The organism is Candidatus Schekmanbacteria bacterium, from assembly GCA_016219965.1.
Lineage (GTDB): Bacteria > Schekmanbacteria > GWA2-38-11 > GWA2-38-11 > J061 > JACRJM01.
The window spans coordinates 34,480-53,887 of sequence record JACRJM010000004.1 but is presented as its reverse complement, the minus strand read 5'-3'; the positions used below and the strand labels follow the sequence as shown (position 1 = coordinate 53,887).

General features: G+C 43.0%; 19 protein-coding genes. 4 read left to right on the top strand and 15 right to left on the bottom strand.

All coding sequences use genetic code 11. The annotated features are described in order from the left end of the window. Positions 1–56 precede the first annotated feature (56 nt). Positions 57–908, top strand: coding sequence for a carotenoid biosynthesis protein (locus HZA77_05495; GenBank protein ID MBI5374866.1), 852 nt, complete (start codon positions 57–59; stop codon positions 906–908). Positions 909–911: 3 nt separating this feature from the next. Here the strand turns inward: HZA77_05495 and HZA77_05490 are convergent, their stop codons facing one another. Beyond that, on the bottom strand, positions 912–1,271 hold the full coding sequence (locus HZA77_05490; GenBank protein ID MBI5374865.1) for a cupin domain-containing protein: 360 nt from the start codon (positions 1,269–1,271) through the stop codon (positions 912–914). A 110-nt stretch (positions 1,272–1,381) separates the two neighbouring features. Beyond that, on the bottom strand, positions 1,382–2,077 hold the full coding sequence (locus HZA77_05485; protein MBI5374864.1) for a ComF family protein: 696 nt from the start codon (positions 2,075–2,077) through the stop codon (positions 1,382–1,384). 106 nt (positions 2,078–2,183) lie between these two features. Here HZA77_05485 and HZA77_05480 point away from each other — a divergent pair, with 106 nt between their 5' ends. Continuing rightward, positions 2,184–3,392, top strand: a complete 1,209-nt coding sequence (locus tag HZA77_05480; protein MBI5374863.1) for a 2,3-bisphosphoglycerate-independent phosphoglycerate mutase — start codon at positions 2,184–2,186, stop codon at positions 3,390–3,392. 11 nt (positions 3,393–3,403) lie between these two features. On the opposite strand, the gene HZA77_05475 is transcribed toward HZA77_05480, so the two are convergent. The 13 genes from HZA77_05475 to gap form a co-directional block, all read right to left on the bottom strand. Continuing rightward, positions 3,404–4,321: a peptidoglycan DD-metalloendopeptidase family protein gene (locus tag HZA77_05475; protein MBI5374862.1), complete on the bottom strand. Its 918-nt coding sequence runs from the start codon at positions 4,319–4,321 to the stop codon at positions 3,404–3,406. 155 nt (positions 4,322–4,476) lie between these two features. Next, complete coding sequence (locus tag HZA77_05470) at positions 4,477–6,279, bottom strand: tetratricopeptide repeat protein (GenBank protein ID MBI5374861.1); 1,803 nt, start codon at positions 6,277–6,279, stop codon at positions 4,477–4,479. An 8-nt stretch (positions 6,280–6,287) separates the two neighbouring features. Beyond that, positions 6,288–7,127 carry a lipoate--protein ligase family protein gene (locus HZA77_05465; protein MBI5374860.1) on the bottom strand — a complete coding sequence of 280 codons (840 nt, stop codon included), beginning with the start codon at positions 7,125–7,127 and terminating at the stop codon, positions 6,288–6,290. A 183-nt stretch (positions 7,128–7,310) separates the two neighbouring features. Beyond that, entirely contained in the window at positions 7,311–8,792 is a 1,482-nt protein-coding gene (gene gcvPB / locus HZA77_05460) for an aminomethyl-transferring glycine dehydrogenase subunit GcvPB (GenBank protein ID MBI5374859.1), read from the bottom strand. A 3-nt stretch (positions 8,793–8,795) separates the two neighbouring features. After that, a complete protein-coding gene (gene gcvPA / locus HZA77_05455) occupies positions 8,796–10,148 on the bottom strand; it encodes an aminomethyl-transferring glycine dehydrogenase subunit GcvPA (protein MBI5374858.1) in 1,353 nt (450 codons plus the stop codon). Continuing rightward, complete coding sequence (gene gcvH / locus HZA77_05450; protein MBI5374857.1) at positions 10,145–10,540, bottom strand: glycine cleavage system protein GcvH; 396 nt, start codon at positions 10,538–10,540, stop codon at positions 10,145–10,147. Before gcvH ends, gcvPA begins: the two co-directional genes overlap by 4 nt. An 88-nt stretch (positions 10,541–10,628) precedes the next feature. Beyond that, a complete protein-coding gene (gene gcvT / locus HZA77_05445) occupies positions 10,629–11,735 on the bottom strand; it encodes a glycine cleavage system aminomethyltransferase GcvT (GenBank protein ID MBI5374856.1) in 1,107 nt (368 codons plus the stop codon). 23 nt (positions 11,736–11,758) lie between these two features. Then, on the bottom strand, positions 11,759–12,115 hold the full coding sequence (gene secG / locus HZA77_05440) for a preprotein translocase subunit SecG (GenBank protein ID MBI5374855.1): 357 nt from the start codon (positions 12,113–12,115) through the stop codon (positions 11,759–11,761). 1 nt (position 12,116) lies between these two features. After that, positions 12,117–12,884: a triose-phosphate isomerase gene (locus tag HZA77_05435; protein ID MBI5374854.1), complete on the bottom strand. Its 768-nt coding sequence runs from the start codon at positions 12,882–12,884 to the stop codon at positions 12,117–12,119. A 3-nt stretch (positions 12,885–12,887) separates the two neighbouring features. Further along, the gene (locus HZA77_05430) at positions 12,888–14,072 is read right to left on the bottom strand and encodes a phosphoglycerate kinase (protein MBI5374853.1); all 1,185 of its coding nucleotides are present in this window, start codon (positions 14,070–14,072) and stop codon (positions 12,888–12,890) included. A gap of 105 nt (positions 14,073–14,177) precedes the next feature. Continuing rightward, positions 14,178–14,894, bottom strand: a complete 717-nt coding sequence (locus HZA77_05425; protein ID MBI5374852.1) for a DNA alkylation repair protein — start codon at positions 14,892–14,894, stop codon at positions 14,178–14,180. 21 nt (positions 14,895–14,915) lie between these two features. Then, positions 14,916–15,383: a hypothetical protein gene (locus HZA77_05420; GenBank protein MBI5374851.1), complete on the bottom strand. Its 468-nt coding sequence runs from the start codon at positions 15,381–15,383 to the stop codon at positions 14,916–14,918. 269 nt (positions 15,384–15,652) lie between these two features. Further along, on the bottom strand, positions 15,653–16,651 hold the full coding sequence (gene gap / locus HZA77_05415; GenBank protein MBI5374850.1) for a type I glyceraldehyde-3-phosphate dehydrogenase: 999 nt from the start codon (positions 16,649–16,651) through the stop codon (positions 15,653–15,655). 111 nt (positions 16,652–16,762) lie between these two features. Between gap and HZA77_05410 the strand changes: the two genes are divergently transcribed. Together HZA77_05410 and HZA77_05405 are read left to right on the top strand one after the other, a co-directional pair. Beyond that, positions 16,763–18,166 (top strand): cbb3-type cytochrome c oxidase subunit I, encoded by a 1,404-nt coding sequence (locus HZA77_05410; protein ID MBI5374849.1) that lies wholly within the window; start codon positions 16,763–16,765, stop codon positions 18,164–18,166. Further along, positions 18,166–19,404 carry a cbb3-type cytochrome c oxidase subunit II gene (locus HZA77_05405; protein ID MBI5374848.1) on the top strand — a complete coding sequence of 413 codons (1,239 nt, stop codon included), beginning with the start codon at positions 18,166–18,168 and terminating at the stop codon, positions 19,402–19,404. The genes HZA77_05410 and HZA77_05405 overlap by 1 nt, the downstream gene beginning before the upstream one ends. The last annotated feature ends 4 nt before the right edge of the window (positions 19,405–19,408 follow it).

Genomic DNA, 19,408 nt, shown 5'->3' with positions numbered 1-19,408 from the left:
TTCTTTATCTTAGCACAGTATGATTAATTCTTGGTAAAAATAAAGACAGAACTCATATGAAATCGTTTATTTTTTTTGAGCTTTCAGTGCTTGCCATATTTCTTGCGACCTTATGGCATTCTGCAAGGAGACAATCATATCATAAGTCAGAATTCTGGGTTGCCTTTTGTTATGCCCTGCTTTTTGAAGAGCTGGACATAAGATTCTTTAAAACCTATCACTACGGTGACGGATATTCTCTGGTTATAGGGAATGTCCCCGTAGTCATTGCCCTTGCCTGGGCAATAATCATCTACACAAGCATGCAAATCTCAGACTGCTATCCGCTCGATGATTATGCAAGGCCCTTCTTCGATGCCCTCACGGCGGTACTTATAGATCTTTCTGTTGATATGATTGCAATAAGGCTCGGTTACTGGCAGTGGAATATACCTATGAACCAGGGGTGGTTCGGGGTCCCGGCAGGAAACCTCTACGCATGGATGTTTGTCGTATTCTTCTTCTCTCTGTTCTGCAGGGTGACAAGAGTACTCTATAATAAAAACAAGAAGTATCTTCTTCTGATCGGGATAGTCCCGATTCTCTCGTATGCCGCGCTGTTCATAAGCATTGTTGTAACAGGAACAGTAAATGTTTATCTGGGACTGGATGAAAACATGAAGCTTCTCACTTTTCTGGCTATAGTGATCTTATTCGCATCTCCCTGCATTATAAGTTTTATAAAAATGAGAGGTCATTTCCCGGCATCCATCCATCCTGTGATATATTTCATCCGGCTTTGCCTTCACGGTTTTTTTCTCATTGAGCTTGTAATAAACTGGTTCTTCGTCAGCATGCCTGTTCTGCTTGTCATTTCCCTCTCTGCGCTCTCAATCGAAGTGCTTATACACAGAGAAATAAGGATTTAATTTTTATTTCGCCCTCAGCATTGTAAGCAGCATCTTAAACTTTTTAATTGCCTTAAGAGCATGCGGAATATTGGCAGGCATTAGTACCATCTCTCCTTCGGAGGCTTTTACAGGTTTGCCGCCTATTCTAATTTCAACTTCTCCATCAATGACCTGAACTACTGCATCAAAGGGGGCCGAATGCTCGCTCAACCCCTGCCCTTTATCGAATGAAAAAAGGGTAAGAGTGCCTGCACTGTTATCAACAAGAGTCTTGCTCACGACCGAGCCTTTCGCATATTCAACAAATTTCCCGACATTCACGGCAGTTGAAGCAGGAAGCAGCCCTTCATCGAACTCTTCATCATTGTCTCGTTTTTTCATCTCAATTCCTCCATTTCAGTTATCAACATTATTTGGTTTGGCAGTTCCCGCGGCAGGCGCATGAAGTTTTAAGCCTAAGCGGGGACTGCCAAACCAAGCAAATTTTAAACTCATCTCCTCGCCATTGCAAAAACTGCGACTTCATTTGCTCTCCCTTCTCTTATAAGAACATTGGCACATTCGCTTACCGTGGCACCAGTTGTTATCACGTCATCAACCAGCAAGATCTTTTTCCCCGCAATCAACTTATCCGCTCTTCTCCTGACTGCAAAGGCACCCTTAACATTCCGCTCCCGTTCAACCTTGCCAAGCCCCACCTGCTGCCTCGTATACTTTCGACGGCGCAAAATATCTAAAGAGGGAGTTGCAAGCACCTTCGAAAGTTCTGATGCGATTATACGTGACTGGTTAAAACCTCTTTCCCATTCCCTCAAGGGATGCAGAGGAACATATAGGATAGCATCAGGGCAGAATGTTGATATACCGCTTTTCCCGGATGAGAAAAACACCCGCATTATCTCCCGTCCAAGTGAAATCCTGTGTTTATATTTGAATGAATGCACTGCTTCGCGGAGAATTCCATCATACTTTCCAATCACAAAGACATTCGATACAGAGCTGCTAAATCCATGTCCTCTTTCAGCCAGATGGATTGGATCATCTATTATCTTTTGAAAACATGAAGCGCATATATTTTTTTCCGGAAAACCAAAAAGCTCCGTCCCGCAATAAAAACAGGATGGGGGAAAAAGAAGATCAATAAAACCATCAGCAAGATTCCTAAAAGAATTAAAAGTGACTGGCATATTGACATTAGACCATATCTTTATATAAATCCAAATAATATTTAAATAACATTTTCCATTCCGGAAGCTTTAATGTTTAACATGTTATTAAATTTAGGAGACATTGATGGTACCATTCAACATAATTAAATCTCTTGCAACAAAAACGGATTCGAAAATCCTGTTTCTCATTCTTGACGGATTGGGAGGGCTTCCTGATCCTGCAACCGGAAAATCAGAGCTGGAATCTGCAAATATTCCGAATATAAATTCGCTGACATCGCGTGCGGCATGCGGGCTTTCAGTGCCTGTCTCCCACGGGATAACCCCCGGCAGCGGTCCCGCGCATTTGTCGCTCTTTGGCTACGATCCATTCACATATGAAGTAGGGCGCGGTGTGCTTGAAGCCTTAGGAGTGAACTTTCCGCTTAAAAAAGGCGACGTTGCTTTCAGGATAAATTTTGCCACAGTTGATTCGAACGGTATCATCACCGACAGGAGAGCGGGCAGGGTAAAAACAGAAATTTCAGCTAAACTCTGCGAAGAACTGAACAGCAAAATCAAATTGCCCGGAGTTGAAGTCTTCGTAAGGGCAGTAAAGGAACATCGTGCTGCTATGGTTTTAAGAGGAACAGACCTTGGTGGAAACATAGCTGACACAGATCCGCAGAAGGAAGGTTTGAAACCTAAAAAGGCGGTTGCACTCGATGAAAAAAGCAGACATGCCGCAGAACTCGCAAATCAGTTCATAGAAAAGGCAGGAGAAATCCTTAAAGGAAAAACCCCAGCAAACTATCTTATGCTCCGCGGAATCTCAGGTTACCATGGTCTCCCGCAGATGCAGGATGTCTATAATCTTACACCGGCTGCCATAGCCACTTACCCGATGTACAAGGGCATAGTGCGGCTCCTTGGCATGGAAGTTCTTGATACAGGAGACACATTAGACGGGGAAATCAAAGCTCTTCATGAAAACTACAACCGCTTTGACTTCTTCTATTTCCATATTAAAAAGACTGACGCAATGGGGGAAGACGGAAACTTCAAAGGAAAGATAGCGGCAGCTGAAGAGTTCGACAAAAGGCTTCCGGAAATACTGAATCTTAAGTTCGATACCATTGTGCTCACAGGCGACCATTCCACTCCGGCAATAATGAAATCACACGGCTGGCACCCGGTACCTGTAATAATCTGGGGCAACTATTGCAGACCTGACAGTGTTAAAATCTTCAATGAAAACGAATGTCTGAGAGGAAGCCTTGGGATAATCCAGGCAGTTGATATCATGCCGCTTGCTCTTGCTAATGCAGGCAAGCTTCTAAAATACGGGGCTTAGAGAAGGGAGAATCACCCGCGCTTATAATAATAATTAAGCGGGTTAAATGACCTTCCGTTATATCTGACTTCAAAGTGTAAATGAGGTCCTGTGCTTCTGCCTGTATTTCCCACGTAAGCTATTACTTCTCCCTTTTTTACAACCTCATTAGGTTTCACAATCGTCGTGCAGTTATGGCCGTACACTGTCGAATAGCCTCTTCCGTGATCTATGATCACCATCTTGCCGTAGCCTGAAGAGTCCCACCCCGATAAAGTCACCTTCCCGGATGAAACCGCTCTCACAGGTGTCCAGTAATTCGCTGATATGTCTATCCCCTCGTGAAAAGCCACTTCTTCAGTCAAAGGGTCCATCCTTGTACCGTAATTGGAGTTTATTTTACCGTTAGCAGGCATGAGAGTATAAACAAACATCGGGTTCTTAAAATTCGTTTTCTTAGTGTTTATATAATCGTTTATCTCTGAAAAAACCTCTTCTTTGCGCAATATGTTAAAATAAAGTTTAGCCGCATCCTTGTGATAAAAACTTTTCTCTGTAAGTAATTCATTGCGGAACATGACTTCAGTCCTCTGTGATACTTCCGGTCCGCCGACTCCATTTTTTTTAGCTGTTTTAGCCGAGGGTTTAGCTGCAGATTTAGCCGCAGGTTTACGCGTAGCGTCTGTATTCTTTAAACCGAATATATCAATGAGTTTGTCTTCAAGAGATTTCAGCTTAGTGAGGTGCAGTCTGATCTCAGAAAGCTCCTGGCGGTATTGTTCGTTCTCAGTCTTTAACAGCTCTTTTGTTTTTACAACTGTCTCAAATTTCTCTTCTGCAATCTTCTTCTGATAGTAAGAACCTGCGAGAAATGCTCCGCCGCTTGCAATAAGCAATAACACTGCAAATCCAAACCGCACGTATATTTTCTTTCTATGATGTATATGCATATAACTCTTCCTTCTCATTAATTATCAACATTGTTTAAAAAAAAGATTTATTTATGCGGGTGCTATCCAGTCACACATGAAATAAAAAAAGTCAACCCAAAATTAAAATCTTGATTTGTATTCAGGACACAATCAGAAAAAATATTTCAGACAGTTTAGTTTCGTCGCGTAACAGAAAACGAACCTGTTGTTTTCTGCAAAAAGGCAATTCGCTGTTTGACATCCTTATAACCCGGATTTGAATTACTGACATCAAGGTAAAGGTCCATAGCACGATCGAACATCTTAATCTCCTCAAGGAATTTTGCAGCGGTATATTTTAACGGTATGATTCGCTCCTGCTCTCCCACATAATTGTTTATGACAGACATCAGCATTTCAATAGCTGATTCGCTTCTTCCAAGCTTATGCTCGCACTCTGCCATAAATGTAATGCAATCCAACATATATGTCTTATCATTCTTTGCCTTTTTAAACTCCGATATTGCATCTTCAAAAAGTTCCATCTGCATATAAGCCATCCCAAGATTAAAATGCGTTGCTGTGTCCTTGACATCTATCTTGCTGTCAACTTCCTTCTTGAATTCAGAAAGTGTAGCTTCAGAAACTGCAGAAGAAACATCATTTACCGGTAAAACCTTTTCATCCTTACTATTATTATTCCGCTCATTCATTTCTTTTTTAAGCTCGGAAGAAAGATCAAAGATCACACCTCTGGGGACTTTTCTTTCGTTTGTAACTCTCAGACTTGAATCAGCAGGCGAAAGTGATTCGCCCCTGTCAACTCTTGTCCCGCGCTTTGTTTTTATGATTTCTATCTGCTTTCTTATCTCTGCATTTTCGGGTGAAAGTTTTAGAGCCTTTTCAGCAAGAGCAATGGCTTCCTTGCAATTATCATCCTTTATGAGTTCCTCGACCATTGCACTATAATCGCTGACTGCACTATTGATGTCTCCCACGATCTCGCTGATTTCAGCCCTTTTCTTCCGGGCTGACGTATCAAACATTCCTTTCTTTTCCAGATCTTCACATATTACAAAAAATTCATCATAGTTCTGCTGAGATATTAATAATGACAATACATTTTGCGAGCATTCCACCGCTTCTTTCATCTTTCCGAGCTTTGCGTATACACGTAAAAGCAGTTTGTTGTATTCAAGGTTCTGCGGCTCTTTTTCAACTATTTTGATTATCATAGCTAAAGCTTCCGCATATCTTTCTTCCATATAATAAACCCGGCTCAGCTGCTTAAGAACATTTATGTTCTCATTGTCACGTTTCAACGCATTCTCAAAATACTCTAAAGCCTCATTCTGCCTGCCAAGTTTAAGCAGACAATCCCCGCCCAATAAAAGCGCTTCTAAATTTTCAGGGTAGATTCTTATCGAGTCCTCAAAATAAGCAAATGCTTCTTCATATTGTTGAGCGTCATAAGATTTTTTGCCGGAAAAGAGATGCTGGTTGGAAGCCTCTTCTACGGAGCCTGAATCTACAAGTTTATTTATAAGTTCTTTTTTTGCAGATTCATCATTGGGAGCAAGGGAAACAAGCTTCTTCATCACTGTTATCTCGTCATTCCTCATCCCGGCTGACCTGAAATACTTAAGCAACCAGTTGTAACAAGCTCTCGCCTCATTGCTTAGTTTAAGAAGCCTGTAAAGCTCCGCCATCTCCTGGTAAATCGATGGATTTTCAGGAGCAATCCTCAGGGATTTTTTATGTATGGCAATGGCTTTATGATAAAAGCCCTTCCTCGCTATCTCTTTGGCAACCTGGATATAATATTTTACCGCTTCATCTAATTTTCCGAGCCTTACACAAATATCTCCAAGCGTATTGCGCGTCTGAAGGTCATCGGGCTCAGAGTCGGAAACTTCCTTATACAATGAAAGTGCCTTTGTGAGCTCTCCTTTCTGAAGCGCCCTTTGGGCTGATTCTCTTAAGAATTTTCTATCCATAAATTCAGTTAATACCGTCCTTCCCGGTTCCAGCTTGCAATCCTGTATTTTCTTTTTGCAATCTCATCAATTTCAGATAACTCATTGGCAGAAAAAGCCTTTTCCTCATAAGAAATTCCGAACTCCTCTATCGTCTTTAATATCAACGTCTTTATTTCTTCAGGTTCAACCTTCTTCTTTGCAATCTCATTGACACCGCAAAGTCTTTTTTTCAATTCATTTTCGCCTTTAACTATATAGTCATTTCTCATAAATACTCTGTCAAGGCATTTGTAATCAACATCAAGCATGATAGCACCATGTTGTAACAGGATGCCATTGCTTCTCCGCTGGGCACTGCCGACTATTTTTTTCCCTTCAAAGGAAACTTCATAGTTGGATTTTGAAACAAAGCAGTTGAAATTTTTTGTTCTTCCTGATGGGAGTAGCTCCAGGTTATCTGTTAATACACCAAGCTTTCTGATGGCACCGGAAATCGCATAGCTTAACAGTAAGTAAAAATTCCGTGGTGACCTGCGAGGAATGATATTTTCAGGAACAGATGAAGAATATGTAAGGTCCCCCTTGTGAAGCACCGCTTCTCCGCCCGTTATTCTCCTTACCCAGTCCATACCCTGTGAAGCAATAAAATCAATATCAAGAAACTCGTTAATATTCTGAGCGTAACCTATTGTTATAGCGGATGGTTCCCATTGATAAAAACGAAGAACCGGGATCGACGTACGCCTCACAAACCCCATTAGATATTCATCTGCCGCCATATTAAAAAAGGCATCAGCAAAACCGCTGTCAATAATGCGCCACTTTACTTTTTTGACCAGATCCCAATTTTCATTAAAATTTTCCATACTATTCATCATGTTACACTTTGCAGGAGAAAATCAGATATAAAAGATAACCACAGAGAACACAGAGTCGAAAGAATTTTTCTTTATGACCTCTGTAATTTAAAAGTTCTCAAAACATTTTTCTGTGAACTCTTTTTCAAAACTCGGAGGACTCTGCGTTTATTTTTATACAGAGGATACAGATTATTGCTTTCTTGAAAAATAATTAATATCAAGCTCTTTTGCCGCCTTTACTTCATCAAGCCTTGAAATGGAAAGAGTATATGGGGCATGCCTTACCTTTTCAGGTGCATTTTCAGCCTCAATTGCAATCGCTTTCATTGCTTCAATGAATTTGTCCATAGTCTCGACGCTTTCAGTCTCAGTAGGCTCTATCATCATTGACTCGCTGACGATGAGCGGGAAATATATCGTTGGAGGATGAAATCCGTAATCCATCAGCCTCTTTGCTATATCCAGAACCCTGACCTCTTTCTTCTTCTGCCTGATACCGGAAAGAACAAACTCGTGCATGCAGTCCCTGTCATAGGGAATGTCATAGAACTCCTTAAGGCTGTGCATTATGTAATTGGCATTAAGTATTGCATTTTCGCTGATTTCCCTAAGTCCGGAATTACCTACTGTGAGTAAATACGTGTAGGCCCTGACCAGAACAAGAAAATTTCCATAAAAGGCGTGGAGACTGCCTATTGTTTTTGGCACATCATAGTCAAAATAGTATCTCTCCCCATCGAGTCCGACAAGCGGAACCGGCAGATATTTTTCAAGTCCTTTTCTTACTCCAACTGGACCGGCCCCTGGCCCCCCGCATCCATGAGGCGTGGAAAAACTTTTATGGAGGTTAAAATGAACTATGTCAAAACCCATGTCGCCCGGCTTCATAAGCCCTAGCATGGCATTGAGGTTTGCTCCGTCAAGATAAAGAAGGCTTCCGTTGGAATGCATTACTGAAGCTATTTCCAAAACCTTTGATTCGAATAGCCCCAAAGTATTGGGATTTGTAATCATAAGGGCGGCTGTATTCTTATTCACGGCTTGCTTCAATGTATCAAGGTCAAGCTCTCCTCTTGCGCAGGATTTGACGGTTTTCACAGTCATTCCTGCAAGAGCTGCGCTTGCAGGATTTGTCCCATGCGCTGAATCCGGGATTATTATCTCTTTTCTTTCTTCTCCTCTGTCCTTAAAATAAGCCCTCATCATGAGTGTGCCGCAAAGCTCGCCCTGCGCCCCGGCAGAAGGCTGGAGAGTGGCCCTTCCCATCCCGCTTATAGCGCACAGCATCTTCTCAAGCTCGAACATCAATCTCAATGCGCCCTGACACAGCTCTTCGGGTACAAGGGGATGAAGAAGACTGAATCCTGAAAGTGAAGACATCTTCTCATTTATCTTTGGATTATATTTCATTGTACAGGAGCCAAGAGGATAAAAACCTGTATCCACAGAATAGTTCTTTTTCGAGAGATTCACATAATGCCTCACTATCTCAGGCTCCGACACTTCGGGAAGTCTTGCAGGTTCACTGCGTACAAGATGCTTGGGCAGAACCTTTGCCGGAGAAATTTCCGGTACATCGAGTTTAGAAAGAGAATACCCGCGTTTACCTTTTTTGCTTTGTTCGAATATCAGCTTTTCGCTTACGCTGTTTTTATCAATGTTCTCTTTCATAATCTACAACACCTGTTTTAAAACCTTGTTTAATCCGCTTACAAGAGAGGATATTTCATTCTTGTTTCTTTTTTCTGTTACAGCCACAAGAAGTACGTTCGCATATTCGTCACCCAGCAGTTCAAGATGCACACCAGGAAGAATTCCTGCAAGGCTCATCCTGTCAATGACAACTTTTCCCTGTACAGGGAGACGTACAGCAAATTCTTTAAAGAACGGCATATCATTCAAGAGTTCAATTTCAGAATTTTTGCAAAGCTCATTTGCAGCGTAATGAGATTTCGAAAGACACTGAAGCGCGACCTCGCGAAGGCCTTCTTTCCCAAGGCTCACAAAGTATATGGTAGAGGCAAGCGCCATAAGTGCCTGATTGGAGCATATATTGGAAGTTGCCTTCTCGCGCCTTATGTGCTGTTCCCTTGTCTGAAGCGTAAGAACATAGCCGCGGTGTCCGGCAGAGTCAACTGTAGCTCCGACTATCCTGCCCGGAATCTGACGCATATGTTCTCTCCTGCATGCAAAAAAACCAAGATAAGGACCGCCAAAAGAAACTGGAATCCCGGCAGACTGCCCCTCGCCGGTTATTATATCAGCACCGAATTTAGCCGGACTTTCAAGGATTCCAAGCGAGATTGGATCAACTGAAAAGATAAGGACTGCTCCTTTTGATTTTACAAGCTCCGACAACTCCTTAGCGTCTTCGATGTTCCCGAAGAAATTCGGATACTGGAATACCGCTGCTATGACATCATCGGAAATTAGGCTCTTTAAATGGTCAAGATCCAGCACGCCATTATCCGTCTTCACATAAACCACTTCAATCCCCAGTCCCTGCACGTATGTTTCAATCACTCTGCAATAAAGGGGGTTCACAGTCCCGGCCACCACTACTTTGTTCCCTTTTTTGATGCGGGCAGCCATTATGACGGCCTCAGCAAGAGCTGAACTCCCGTCATACATTGAGGCATTTGCCACATCAAGCCCCGTAAGCTCGCAGATAATACTCTGGTATTCGTATATGCTCTGAAGAGTACCCTGGCTTATCTCGGGTTGGTATGGAGTGTAGGCTGTGAGGAACTCAGACCTTGATGTAATTGAATCAATATGCGCAGGGATATAATGATCGTATGAGCCTGCGCCTGCAAAGCTTAGGATCTGGTGGTTATGGCTGTTCCTTTCAGAGAGTCCTTCAAGAGATCTTTCAACATCTATTTCTCCAACCGGAGCCGGTATATCAATATTCTCTTTGAGTACGATATTCCCGGGGATATCTCCCAAAAGCTCTGAAAAATTCGATTTGCCCAGGGTTTTTAATATATTTGCCCTGTCTTCAGCAGTATTGGGGATATACTTCAACCCTTTTTAACCTCTTCAACATAAGCCGTATAAGCTGCCGTATCCATCAAACTGTTAAGCTGAGAACTGTCGCTCATCTCTACTGAGAGCATCCATCCTTCGCCATAAGGATCATTGTTGACAAGTTCAGGCGCATCCTGCAATTTTTCATTAACACTGCTTATCTTGCCGGTCACCGGCGAATAGAGGTCAGACACTGCTTTTACAGATTCAATTACACCGAAGGCATTCCCCTGTTCAACTTCAGTTCCGGCTGATGGGATATCGATGAACACTATATCGCCAAGCTCTTTCTGGGCATAATCAGTAATCCCTATACGCACCTCGTTGCCGTTCATTACTCTGGCCCACTCATGCTCTTTGGTATATTTCAGTTCATCAGGAAATCCCATGTTATTCCTCCATGTAAAATTTTTTCAATAAATATGACAATTAAAAATATTATTAATTCTCTCTTTGAAAATGAAAGAGAGAAAGAGATTATTTTTTTCTTTTATAAAACGGAGTCTCCACCACTTCAGCTTTGAGTTCTTTGCCGCGAACAGAAACAAAAAACTGTGTACCTACAACCGAATGTCTCGTATCAACAAGAGCCATTCCTATATTGTTTTCAGTGGAGAAAGAATGTCCCCCGCTTGTGACATACCCGATGACCATTCCATCGATCATTATTTCAAAGCCCTGCCTCGGTATCCCTAAATCAATCATCCTGAATCCTGCAAGACGCCTTTTAGAGCCAGACTCTTTTTCCTTGAGCAGTGCATCACGTCCTATGAAATCCCCCTTATCAAAGCTGATATACCTTTCAAGACATGCTTCAATAGGTGAGACACTATCGCCAATGTCATTGCCGTAAAGGGTGTATTTCATCTCAAGACGGAGAGTATCCCGCGCTCCAAGGCCGGCAGGCTTTAGCCCCATACCGACTCCTGCCTTGAATATCTCCTCCCAGATAAGAAGAGCCTTTTCCCGTTCAAAGAAAAATTCAAATCCTCTTTCGCCGGTATAACCTGTTCTTGAGATAATGGCGTTTACTCCGGCAACCCTGCCATAATCAAATTTAAAAGTTTTTATGGATTTCAGATCAACTCCTTCGCTCACGCCGGAAAGTATATCATCTGCAAGAGGCCCCTGCAGGGCGATTATCCCACCCGTCTCACTCTCATTTATAGCTTCAGCATCGTTTCCTATGACATTTTTAATCCAATCATAATCCTTGCTGACATTAGAGGCATTGACACAAAAAAAATAATTTTCTTCAGAAACCTTGAATAGCGTCACATCATCAATTATCCCGCCGTTTTCATTGCAGAGAAGACCGTAATGAATGTCCCCTTCCCTCATCGGGGAAGCATCCCCGGTATAAACTTTCTGCACCATCTTAAGTGCGTTCTTCCCTTTTATACCGACAGTCCCCATGTGGCAGACATCAAAGATCCCGGCTTTTTCCCTGACAGCAAAATGTTCTTCCCTGATACCGCTGTATTGCACAGGCATTTCCCAACCATGAAAATCTATAATCCTTGCACCCAGCTTTACGTGAATCGGATAAAGAGGCGTCCTGCGAGGGTTTCCGTTAGTAGTCATTATTTATAATAAAGTTAGAGTATTTATTTTGTTTCTGGAACCTGAACCGGTGCATTTTCCGGAGTCTTCTCTCCCTGCTGTAACGGCGACACAGGCGCTGTCTTACTGCTCTGAGATGATACAGGCATATCAGGGATAGCCGATGTCGCGCTTGATTTCGATGACATGGAAGAAAGCATAAGGGAAGTTATCATAAATATAGTTGCTGCAGCCGTTGTAAGTTTTCCTAAAAAACCTGAAGAGCCGTAGCTTCCAAATAGAGTCTGGCTTGATCCTCCGAATGCAGCCCCCATCTCGCTTCCTTTTCCCCGTTGAAGCAGAACAACAAGTATAAGGAAAAGACTAACGATTATGTGTATCACGAGCAAAAATGTATGCATCTTACTTTCCTTCCTCTTTAAATTTTACGATCCTTGAAAAACTTTCCGGCTTGAGGCTTGCGCCTCCGACAAGAGCACCGTCTATGTCAGCTTCACTCATTATAGCCTTAACATTGTCAGGTGTCACGCTCCCTCCATATAAAATAGAAGTATTTTCTGCGACTTCGTCGCCTTTTTCCCTCTGTAACAAACTCCTGATAAAAGAATGGACTTCTTCTGCCTGCGCCGGTGTTGCCGTCTTTCCTGTCCCTATAGCCCATACAGGCTCATAAGCAACCACGATCTTCTGAAAATCTGATTTTAAAATTTCTTTAAATCCCCCTGTTATCTGCTGTTCGATTACTTCAAACGTCTTGCCTCCATCCCGTTCAGAAAGCGTCTCGCCGACACAGACAATGGGCTTTAACCCGAATCTTAATGCTGCTGCTATCTTACGATTCACAGTCTCATCAGTCTCACCGAAAAACTGTCTCCTCTCGGAGTGGCCGATTATGACATATGTACAGCCGGCATCTATGAGCATGGCCGGTGAGATTTCCCCGGTAAAAGCGCCTTTCTCTTCCCAGAAACAGTTCTGTCCTGAAAGCCTTATTCTCCTGTGCATCTTTATTTTTTCCCATACAGGGACAAGAGCAGTAAAAGGCGGGGCTATCACTATTTCTACATCCTGCACATGCAGGCATTCACACAAGATACCGGAAGCCAGCGCTTCTGCCTCAGGCAAATTCATGTTCATCTTCCAGTTTCCGGCTATTATTGTCTTTCGCATTTTTTAATTTTTATCCGTTAGCGCTACTATTCCCGGAAGCTCTTTCCCCTCAAGGAATTCAAGAGAGGCTCCACCGCCGGTTGAGATATGCGCAAATTTACTTTCCATCCCGCTTCTTTTCACAGCGGCTATCGAATCACCGCCGCCTACTATGCTCGTTGCTCCTGATTCTGCGATCGCCTTTGCGATGGAAAACGTACCTTTTGAGAACTCATCTATTTCAAAGACCCCCATCGGACCATTCCATACTATTGTTTTCGCGCCCATTATGATTTTCGAATAAGCGTCAACAGTAGCAGGACCAATATCAACGCCCTTCATCCCTGCCGGTATGTCTTTTTCAGATATACTGTACCCTGCACCAGATTTTAGTTCAGCAGTGATAACATGGTCGCAAGGTAAAAGAAGCTCCTTCCTGTTTTCCGATGCAATTGAAATAATTCTTTTGGCAAGTTCAACCTTGTCCTCCTCGACAAGGGAATTCCCGATATTTATCCCCTTAGCCTTGAGCAAAGTGTAAGCCATAGCCCCGCCAATGAGCAGGGAATCAACCATTGTAAGTAGATTTTGTATCACTCCTATCTTATCAGAAACCTTAGCGCCTCCCAATATTGCGACAAAAGGCCTGGCAGGAGATGTAACTGCATTACCTAAAAACTCTATCTCCTTTTCCATGAGGAACCCTGCCGCAGCAGGGGACATGAATTTCGTTATCCCTTCAACGGAGCTGTGCGCTCTGTGAGATGTCCCGAAAGCATCATTGACATATAGATCTGCAAGGGAAGCAAGCTGGCGTGAAAACACCGGTTCGTTGGCTTCCTCATCCTTATAAAACCGAAGGTTCTCAAGGAGCATCACATCTCCAGGTTTCATGCTGCCGGCAAGCCTTTTTACCTCATCACCAATGCAGTCCGGAGCCATTATCACATTCTTTCCTAAAAGCTCACCAAGCCTTACCTCCACAGGGCGAAGACTCATTTCAGGGACAACCTTCCCCTTTGGCCTTCCAAGGTGAGAAGCTAAAATAATAGCCGCCCCATTGTCCAGGGCATATTTTATTGTAGGCAGTGATTCGCGGATACGCGTATCATCAGTGATCTTCCCGTCTTTTAACGGCACGTTAAAATCAACGCGTATGAAGACCTTCTTTCCTGCAAGTTTCAAATCTCTTATGCTTATTTTATTCAGTGCCACACCAAAACACCTTTATAAATACACAATAGAAAAAGCCATTTTTTTAGGCGTTTACATATCCAAGGGGGGACGAAAAGTCAATTTTTTTATATGTTTTACTTATATTATTATATTCCCATCAAGATAGATTTTTCTCTTTTGCTGAGGGAACCTTTCTATCGCATATCTGAGCATGGTCCGTGGCATTTTTTTGCAGTGCTCTTTCAAAAACTCTTCCTCGCTTCGCATATCCTTTTTTCCGACTTCGCGCAACATCCACCCCGCTGCTTTATGTATCAAGTCTTCCTTATCTCTGAGCAGCAATTTTGCAATCTTCAAAGTATCTGAAATCTGGCGATATTTGATAAAATGAAACGTCGCTATCATAGAAATTCGGCGCTCCCAAAGGCTATCTGATTTTGCCAGTTGATAAAGAGGCTTCCTGTTCCTGTCAAAAAGATAAGCCCCTACGATCATAGGGGCAGAGCTGTCAACGAGATCCCAGTTATTTATGTACTTTGTGTTATTCAGATACATCCCGTAAATGTGCTTTCTCACAGGTTCATCTCCTTTTGAATAGGAGTAAACAAGTATGAGAAGAGCAAACAATCTTTCCTCGTGTATGGGAGACCTAAGGAGAGGCAGTATTTCCTCTGCAGTAAGTGTCTTGTATTCATTTACCAGCTTCCTGATATCAGGAACGCTAATGCCAAGAAAAATGTCACCTTCGGCATATTCACCCGGTCCTGTTTTGAAGAACCCCTGCAGGAACTTCGCTTTTTCCTTGCTCCCGAGCTTCTGCAAACGGATATGGATTTCTTTTATGGTAGATTTCAAAGCTAATAACCTATTTTATTTTTATTTTTTCGTTCCCAATTCAATGATAGACGCTATGGTGAATGCTTCTGCAACAGCTATTATTGTCCAAAATATCAGTTCCAAACCAATAAGGAGAAGCGGCTCGCCAAACTGGTTAAATGGAGTAAAAAACTCCCAGAAGAAAAAAGAAAGGAATAAAAGAAGCGCAGCAAACCTAACTCCCCTTGCTGCCACGCCTGAAGGCCATGCATTAGAAAGCCATCGGTATATAAACGCATGCCCGATTCCAAACAATATGAACCCGAAGACAACCGGCGCCGGATTAGAAACAACTAATGGCAATGGCCTGATCTTTGTCCATACTGCAATAAGTTTCTCGTTTTGTATTGACGGATCAAGGAGTATTCCTCCGCCATTCCAGCCAAATCCTATAAGACGAAAGGTCAGCAGCATAGCGACATTCAAGGCCAGGCCTCCTGCCAAGCCAGCGACAATAGTTCTTAGGATAGGATTTTTCACTGTGACTTCCCACGCATACAATATTTATTATAGATTTATGAAATTATATGAGGTTGTTAAGAATGATGTCAAACTTGATTAATTAAAAATTTCTTTAAAGAATTTTTAACGACAAGGCTGTATTTTCTGAACGCAAGATTTGAGTGGCAGACGCGAAAGCGGGTAATGAGAAACGCGGAGCGTACTTTTCTGTACGTGAGCATTTTCGAATTGCCCGCTGACAAAGTATGCCGCCAAATATTACGTTCAGACCAAGTTTACTTTGCGATGTACTGTATGAGGTCGCGTATACGACACGAATACCCCCACTCATTATCATACCACGACAGCACCTTCAGCATGCTGCCATCAATGATTGATGTGCATTTTCCGTCAACAATGGAAGAATTGGAATTGCCGTTGAAATCTATTGAAACCAGCGGCTCATCGCTGAATGCAAGGATACCTTTTAGTTCCCCTTCGGCTGCTTTTTTGAGTGCGCCGTTAACAGCTTCCACTGTTGCTGGCTTTTCAAGCTCAACCACAAGGTCAACGACAGAAACATTCGGTGTAGGAACTCTCATTGCCATGCCGTCGAATTTTCCCTTAAGCTCAGGGATTACAAGGGCAACAGCGCGGGCTGCGCCTGTTGTTGTCGGTATCATGGATAATGCAGCAGCACGGGCACGCCTCAGATCTTTATGAGGAAGATCAAGGATGCGCTGATCGTTTGTATAAGAGTGAATAGTCGTCATAAGCCCTCTTTTTATGCCAAAGTTCTGGAGAAGGACTTTTGCAACTGGGGCAAGACAGTTTGTCGTACATGATGCATTTGATATTATGTTATGCTTTGAAGCATCATAGGACTTCTCGTTTACTCCCATCACTATAGTGATATCCGGCTCTGTCGCAGGAGCTGATATAATTACTTTTTTTGCACCAGCCTCAATGTGCTTTGCCGCATCAGCCCTTTTGGTGAAAAGCCCGGTTGACTCAACAACCACTTCAACGCCAAGGTCTTTCCACGGAAGCTTCGCTGGGTCTTTTTCAGAAAGGACTTTTATCTTCTTTCCGTTAACAATGATGGAATCCTCAGTGGAGCTTACCTCAGCTTTAATATTCCCGTGAACCGAATCATACTTCAACAGATGAGCCAGTATGTCAGCCTTAGTTATATCGTTTACGGCTACAATCTCGACTTTATCATTGCCGAGTGCAGCGCGAACAAGGTTTCTCCCTATCCTTCCAAAGCCATTTATTCCAACCTTTACAGCCATTACGCCATCCTCCTGATTATTAGTTTCATCTTCTGATTGAACTGTATCATAAATTGTGTAATAAATTAAACTAATTTTTTTACTGAGTTCTGCCAATTTCCGGAGGGTAAGGTGAAAGACAGTCCGACTTACGATTTTTCATCTGCACGCGGTTTTATCCTCTCATCGCTTTTCTGGGCAGCCGCCGGATTGGTTATTGGCTTTTACCTTGCCATGGAATTCCTGCACCCACAGCTCAACTTCGCTCCATGGATAACTTACGGCAGACTTCGTGCCGCCCATGTAAATGGCCTTGCAATCGGATTCGGAGCAGGCACGATAATAGGGCTTTCCTATTACATGGTCCAGAGGCTTTCAAAAGCCACACTCTTTGCACCGCGCCTTGCAAGATTCAACCTTTATTTCTTCAATGTTACCGCACTTCTGGGAGTTGTCTCTCTTCTTGCAGGTATGACATCTTCAAAGGAATATGCCGAACTTGAATGGCCGCTTGATATAATGGTTGTCGCAGTCTGGGTCATGTTCGCTGTCAGCTTTTTCGGAACTCTATACAGACGCAAAGAAAAGCAGATGTATGTCGCGCTCTGGTACATGATAGGGACGATCGTAACGGTAGCCGTAATATATATCGTTAACAATCTTGAAGTCCCAATCTCCTTATTCAAATCATACTCGGTATTCAGCGGAGCCAATGACGCCAATGTGCAGTGGTGGTATGGTCACAATATGGTGGCCTTTCTTTTTACCACTCCTGTCATAGGATTCTTCTATTATTTCTTTCCGCTTTCTGTAAAACTCCCCATTTACAGCCACAGGATATCCATAATAGGGTTCTGGTCTTTAGTGTTTGCCTACCTCTGGACAGGAGCGCATCATCTTATATATACGCCGCTTCCCGACTGGATAGAAACGGTCGCAATAGCCTTCAGCATATTTCTTATTGCCCCCTCATGGGCAACAGTGATCAACGCCTTCTATACCATGAACGGCAACTGGGGGAAAATGAAGAGCAATTACCTGACGAAATTTTTCGTAATAGGTATGCTTTTTTACGGCTTACAGACCATTCAGGGACCGGCACAGGCCCTGAGGGCATGGAGCAGGATAGTCCATTACACAGATTATATAATAGGCCATGTCCACATGGGAACTATGGGCTGGGTAACACTTACAACCTGCGGAAGCATCTACTATGTTGCTTCAAAGCTTGGGAGCAAGGGGATATACAGCGAAAAGCTCGCAAACATACACTTCTGGCTGGTACTCGTAGGACAGCTAATCTATACGATAAGCATGTGGATTGCAGGGATAGTACAGGGCTTCAGATGGAAGGAAATCAGTGCTGATGGAAGCCTGGTTTATAACTTCAATGACCTTTTACAGTTCAACATGCCATTCTGGGGAGCAAGGTCGGCGGGAGGACTGCTTTATCTCATTGGTTTCATGATATTCATTTACAATGTTTGGATGACCCTCAAAGTATCGCCTGAATCAGATGTAAGGAGGGGAGGCTAATGAGCAAACTTATGAGCAGATTTATGATCAAATTAATGAGCATATATGAAAAGCCTGCGCTTCTCACAATCATGGCTGTAATAGTGATAGCAGTGGGAACTATCGTAACTATGGTCGTCCCTCTTTTTATGAAGGACATGACCCCTCACAATGAGAATAACCATCCATACACACCCCTTGAGCTTGAAGGACGGGACATCTATATCCGGGAAGGATGCAATAGCTGCCATACACAGACTGTAAGACCCTTTCCGGATGAGCAAACCCGCTATGGGAAGGTTTCAGAAACATGGGAATTTGAATATGACAGGCCTTTCCTATGGGGGTCGAAGCGGACAGGACCTGATCTTGCCAGGATCGGAGGAAAATATCCTGACAAATGGCACTACGAACACATGAGAAACCCGAGGAGCATAGTGCTTGCTTCGATAATGCCTTCGTACGCGTTTCTGGAGAAAACACCGCTTGATACGACATACACATTAAAAAAGATGGAGGTACTTGATTATCCATATACCCAGAATGAACTGATAGCGCTTGAAGGAAAGACTGAGATGGATGCAATGGTCGCATACTTGCAAAGAATCGGGAATACACAGAAGCCCGAAGCAGGAGCGAAAGCCGAGCTAATCATACCTGCCGATGCTAAAAATCCTTACAGTGCTGACAAAGCTGCCATAGAAAAGGGAGAACATATATATATGGAAAAATGCGGCGCCTGCCATGGAAAAGACTTGAAGGGAAGCATCGGGCCAAATCTAATTGATGCAGAATGGCTCTTTGGCGGAACTGAAAGAGACATATTCATTTCCATATATGATGGAAGGCCCAAAGGAATGCCATCATGGGGAAATAAAATATCAAATGATGATATATGGAAAGTCGCTGCTTTCATAGAGTCGATACCAACAGAAGAGAAAGAAGAAAAAGCAGCACCTGCATTTAAACTTCCTGACAATACTAAGAACCCCTTTGAAGGAAAAGCAGACGCTATAAAAACAGGTAAAGAGGTCTTTCTTAAAAACTGTTCCGTCTGCCACAAAGAGGATGCTACGGGAAATATCGGACCAGATCTTACAGATGAAGTATGGGAATACGGGAACCGCGACAATCAGATCTTTGAAACAATCTATAACGGTGTTGAGGCAGAGGGAATGCCGAAATGGGGAAAGAATATATCCGATGACGATATCTGGAAGGTGATCTCATTCATAAGGTCAGTAGCAAGGAAAAAGTGAGCGG

What these genes read in the sequence shown, in the direction of transcription:
- HZA77_05495 (MBI5374866.1), top strand. Translation starts at nt 57, where the DNA reads ATGAAATCGTTTATTTTTTTTGAGCTTTCAGTGCTTGCCATATTTCTT.
- HZA77_05490 (MBI5374865.1), bottom strand. Translation starts at nt 1,271, where the DNA reads ATGAAAAAACGAGACAATGATGAAGAGTTCGATGAAGGGCTGCTTCCT.
- HZA77_05485 (MBI5374864.1), bottom strand. Translation starts at nt 2,077, where the DNA reads ATGCCAGTCACTTTTAATTCTTTTAGGAATCTTGCTGATGGTTTTATT.
- HZA77_05480 (MBI5374863.1), top strand. Translation starts at nt 2,184, where the DNA reads ATGGTACCATTCAACATAATTAAATCTCTTGCAACAAAAACGGATTCG.
- HZA77_05475 (MBI5374862.1), bottom strand. Translation starts at nt 4,321, where the DNA reads ATGCATATACATCATAGAAAGAAAATATACGTGCGGTTTGGATTTGCA.
- HZA77_05470 (MBI5374861.1), bottom strand. Translation starts at nt 6,279, where the DNA reads ATGGATAGAAAATTCTTAAGAGAATCAGCCCAAAGGGCGCTTCAGAAA.
- HZA77_05465 (MBI5374860.1), bottom strand. Translation starts at nt 7,127, where the DNA reads ATGGAAAATTTTAATGAAAATTGGGATCTGGTCAAAAAAGTAAAGTGG.
- gcvPB (MBI5374859.1), bottom strand. Translation starts at nt 8,792, where the DNA reads ATGAAAGAGAACATTGATAAAAACAGCGTAAGCGAAAAGCTGATATTC.
- gcvH (MBI5374857.1), bottom strand. Translation starts at nt 10,540, where the DNA reads ATGGGATTTCCTGATGAACTGAAATATACCAAAGAGCATGAGTGGGCC.
- gcvT (MBI5374856.1), bottom strand. Translation starts at nt 11,735, where the DNA reads ATGACTACTAACGGAAACCCTCGCAGGACGCCTCTTTATCCGATTCAC.
- secG (MBI5374855.1), bottom strand. Translation starts at nt 12,115, where the DNA reads ATGCATACATTTTTGCTCGTGATACACATAATCGTTAGTCTTTTCCTT.
- HZA77_05435 (MBI5374854.1), bottom strand. Translation starts at nt 12,884, where the DNA reads ATGCGAAAGACAATAATAGCCGGAAACTGGAAGATGAACATGAATTTG.
- gap (MBI5374850.1), bottom strand. Translation starts at nt 16,651, where the DNA reads ATGGCTGTAAAGGTTGGAATAAATGGCTTTGGAAGGATAGGGAGAAAC.
- HZA77_05405 (MBI5374848.1), top strand. Translation starts at nt 18,166, where the DNA reads ATGAGCAAACTTATGAGCAGATTTATGATCAAATTAATGAGCATATAT.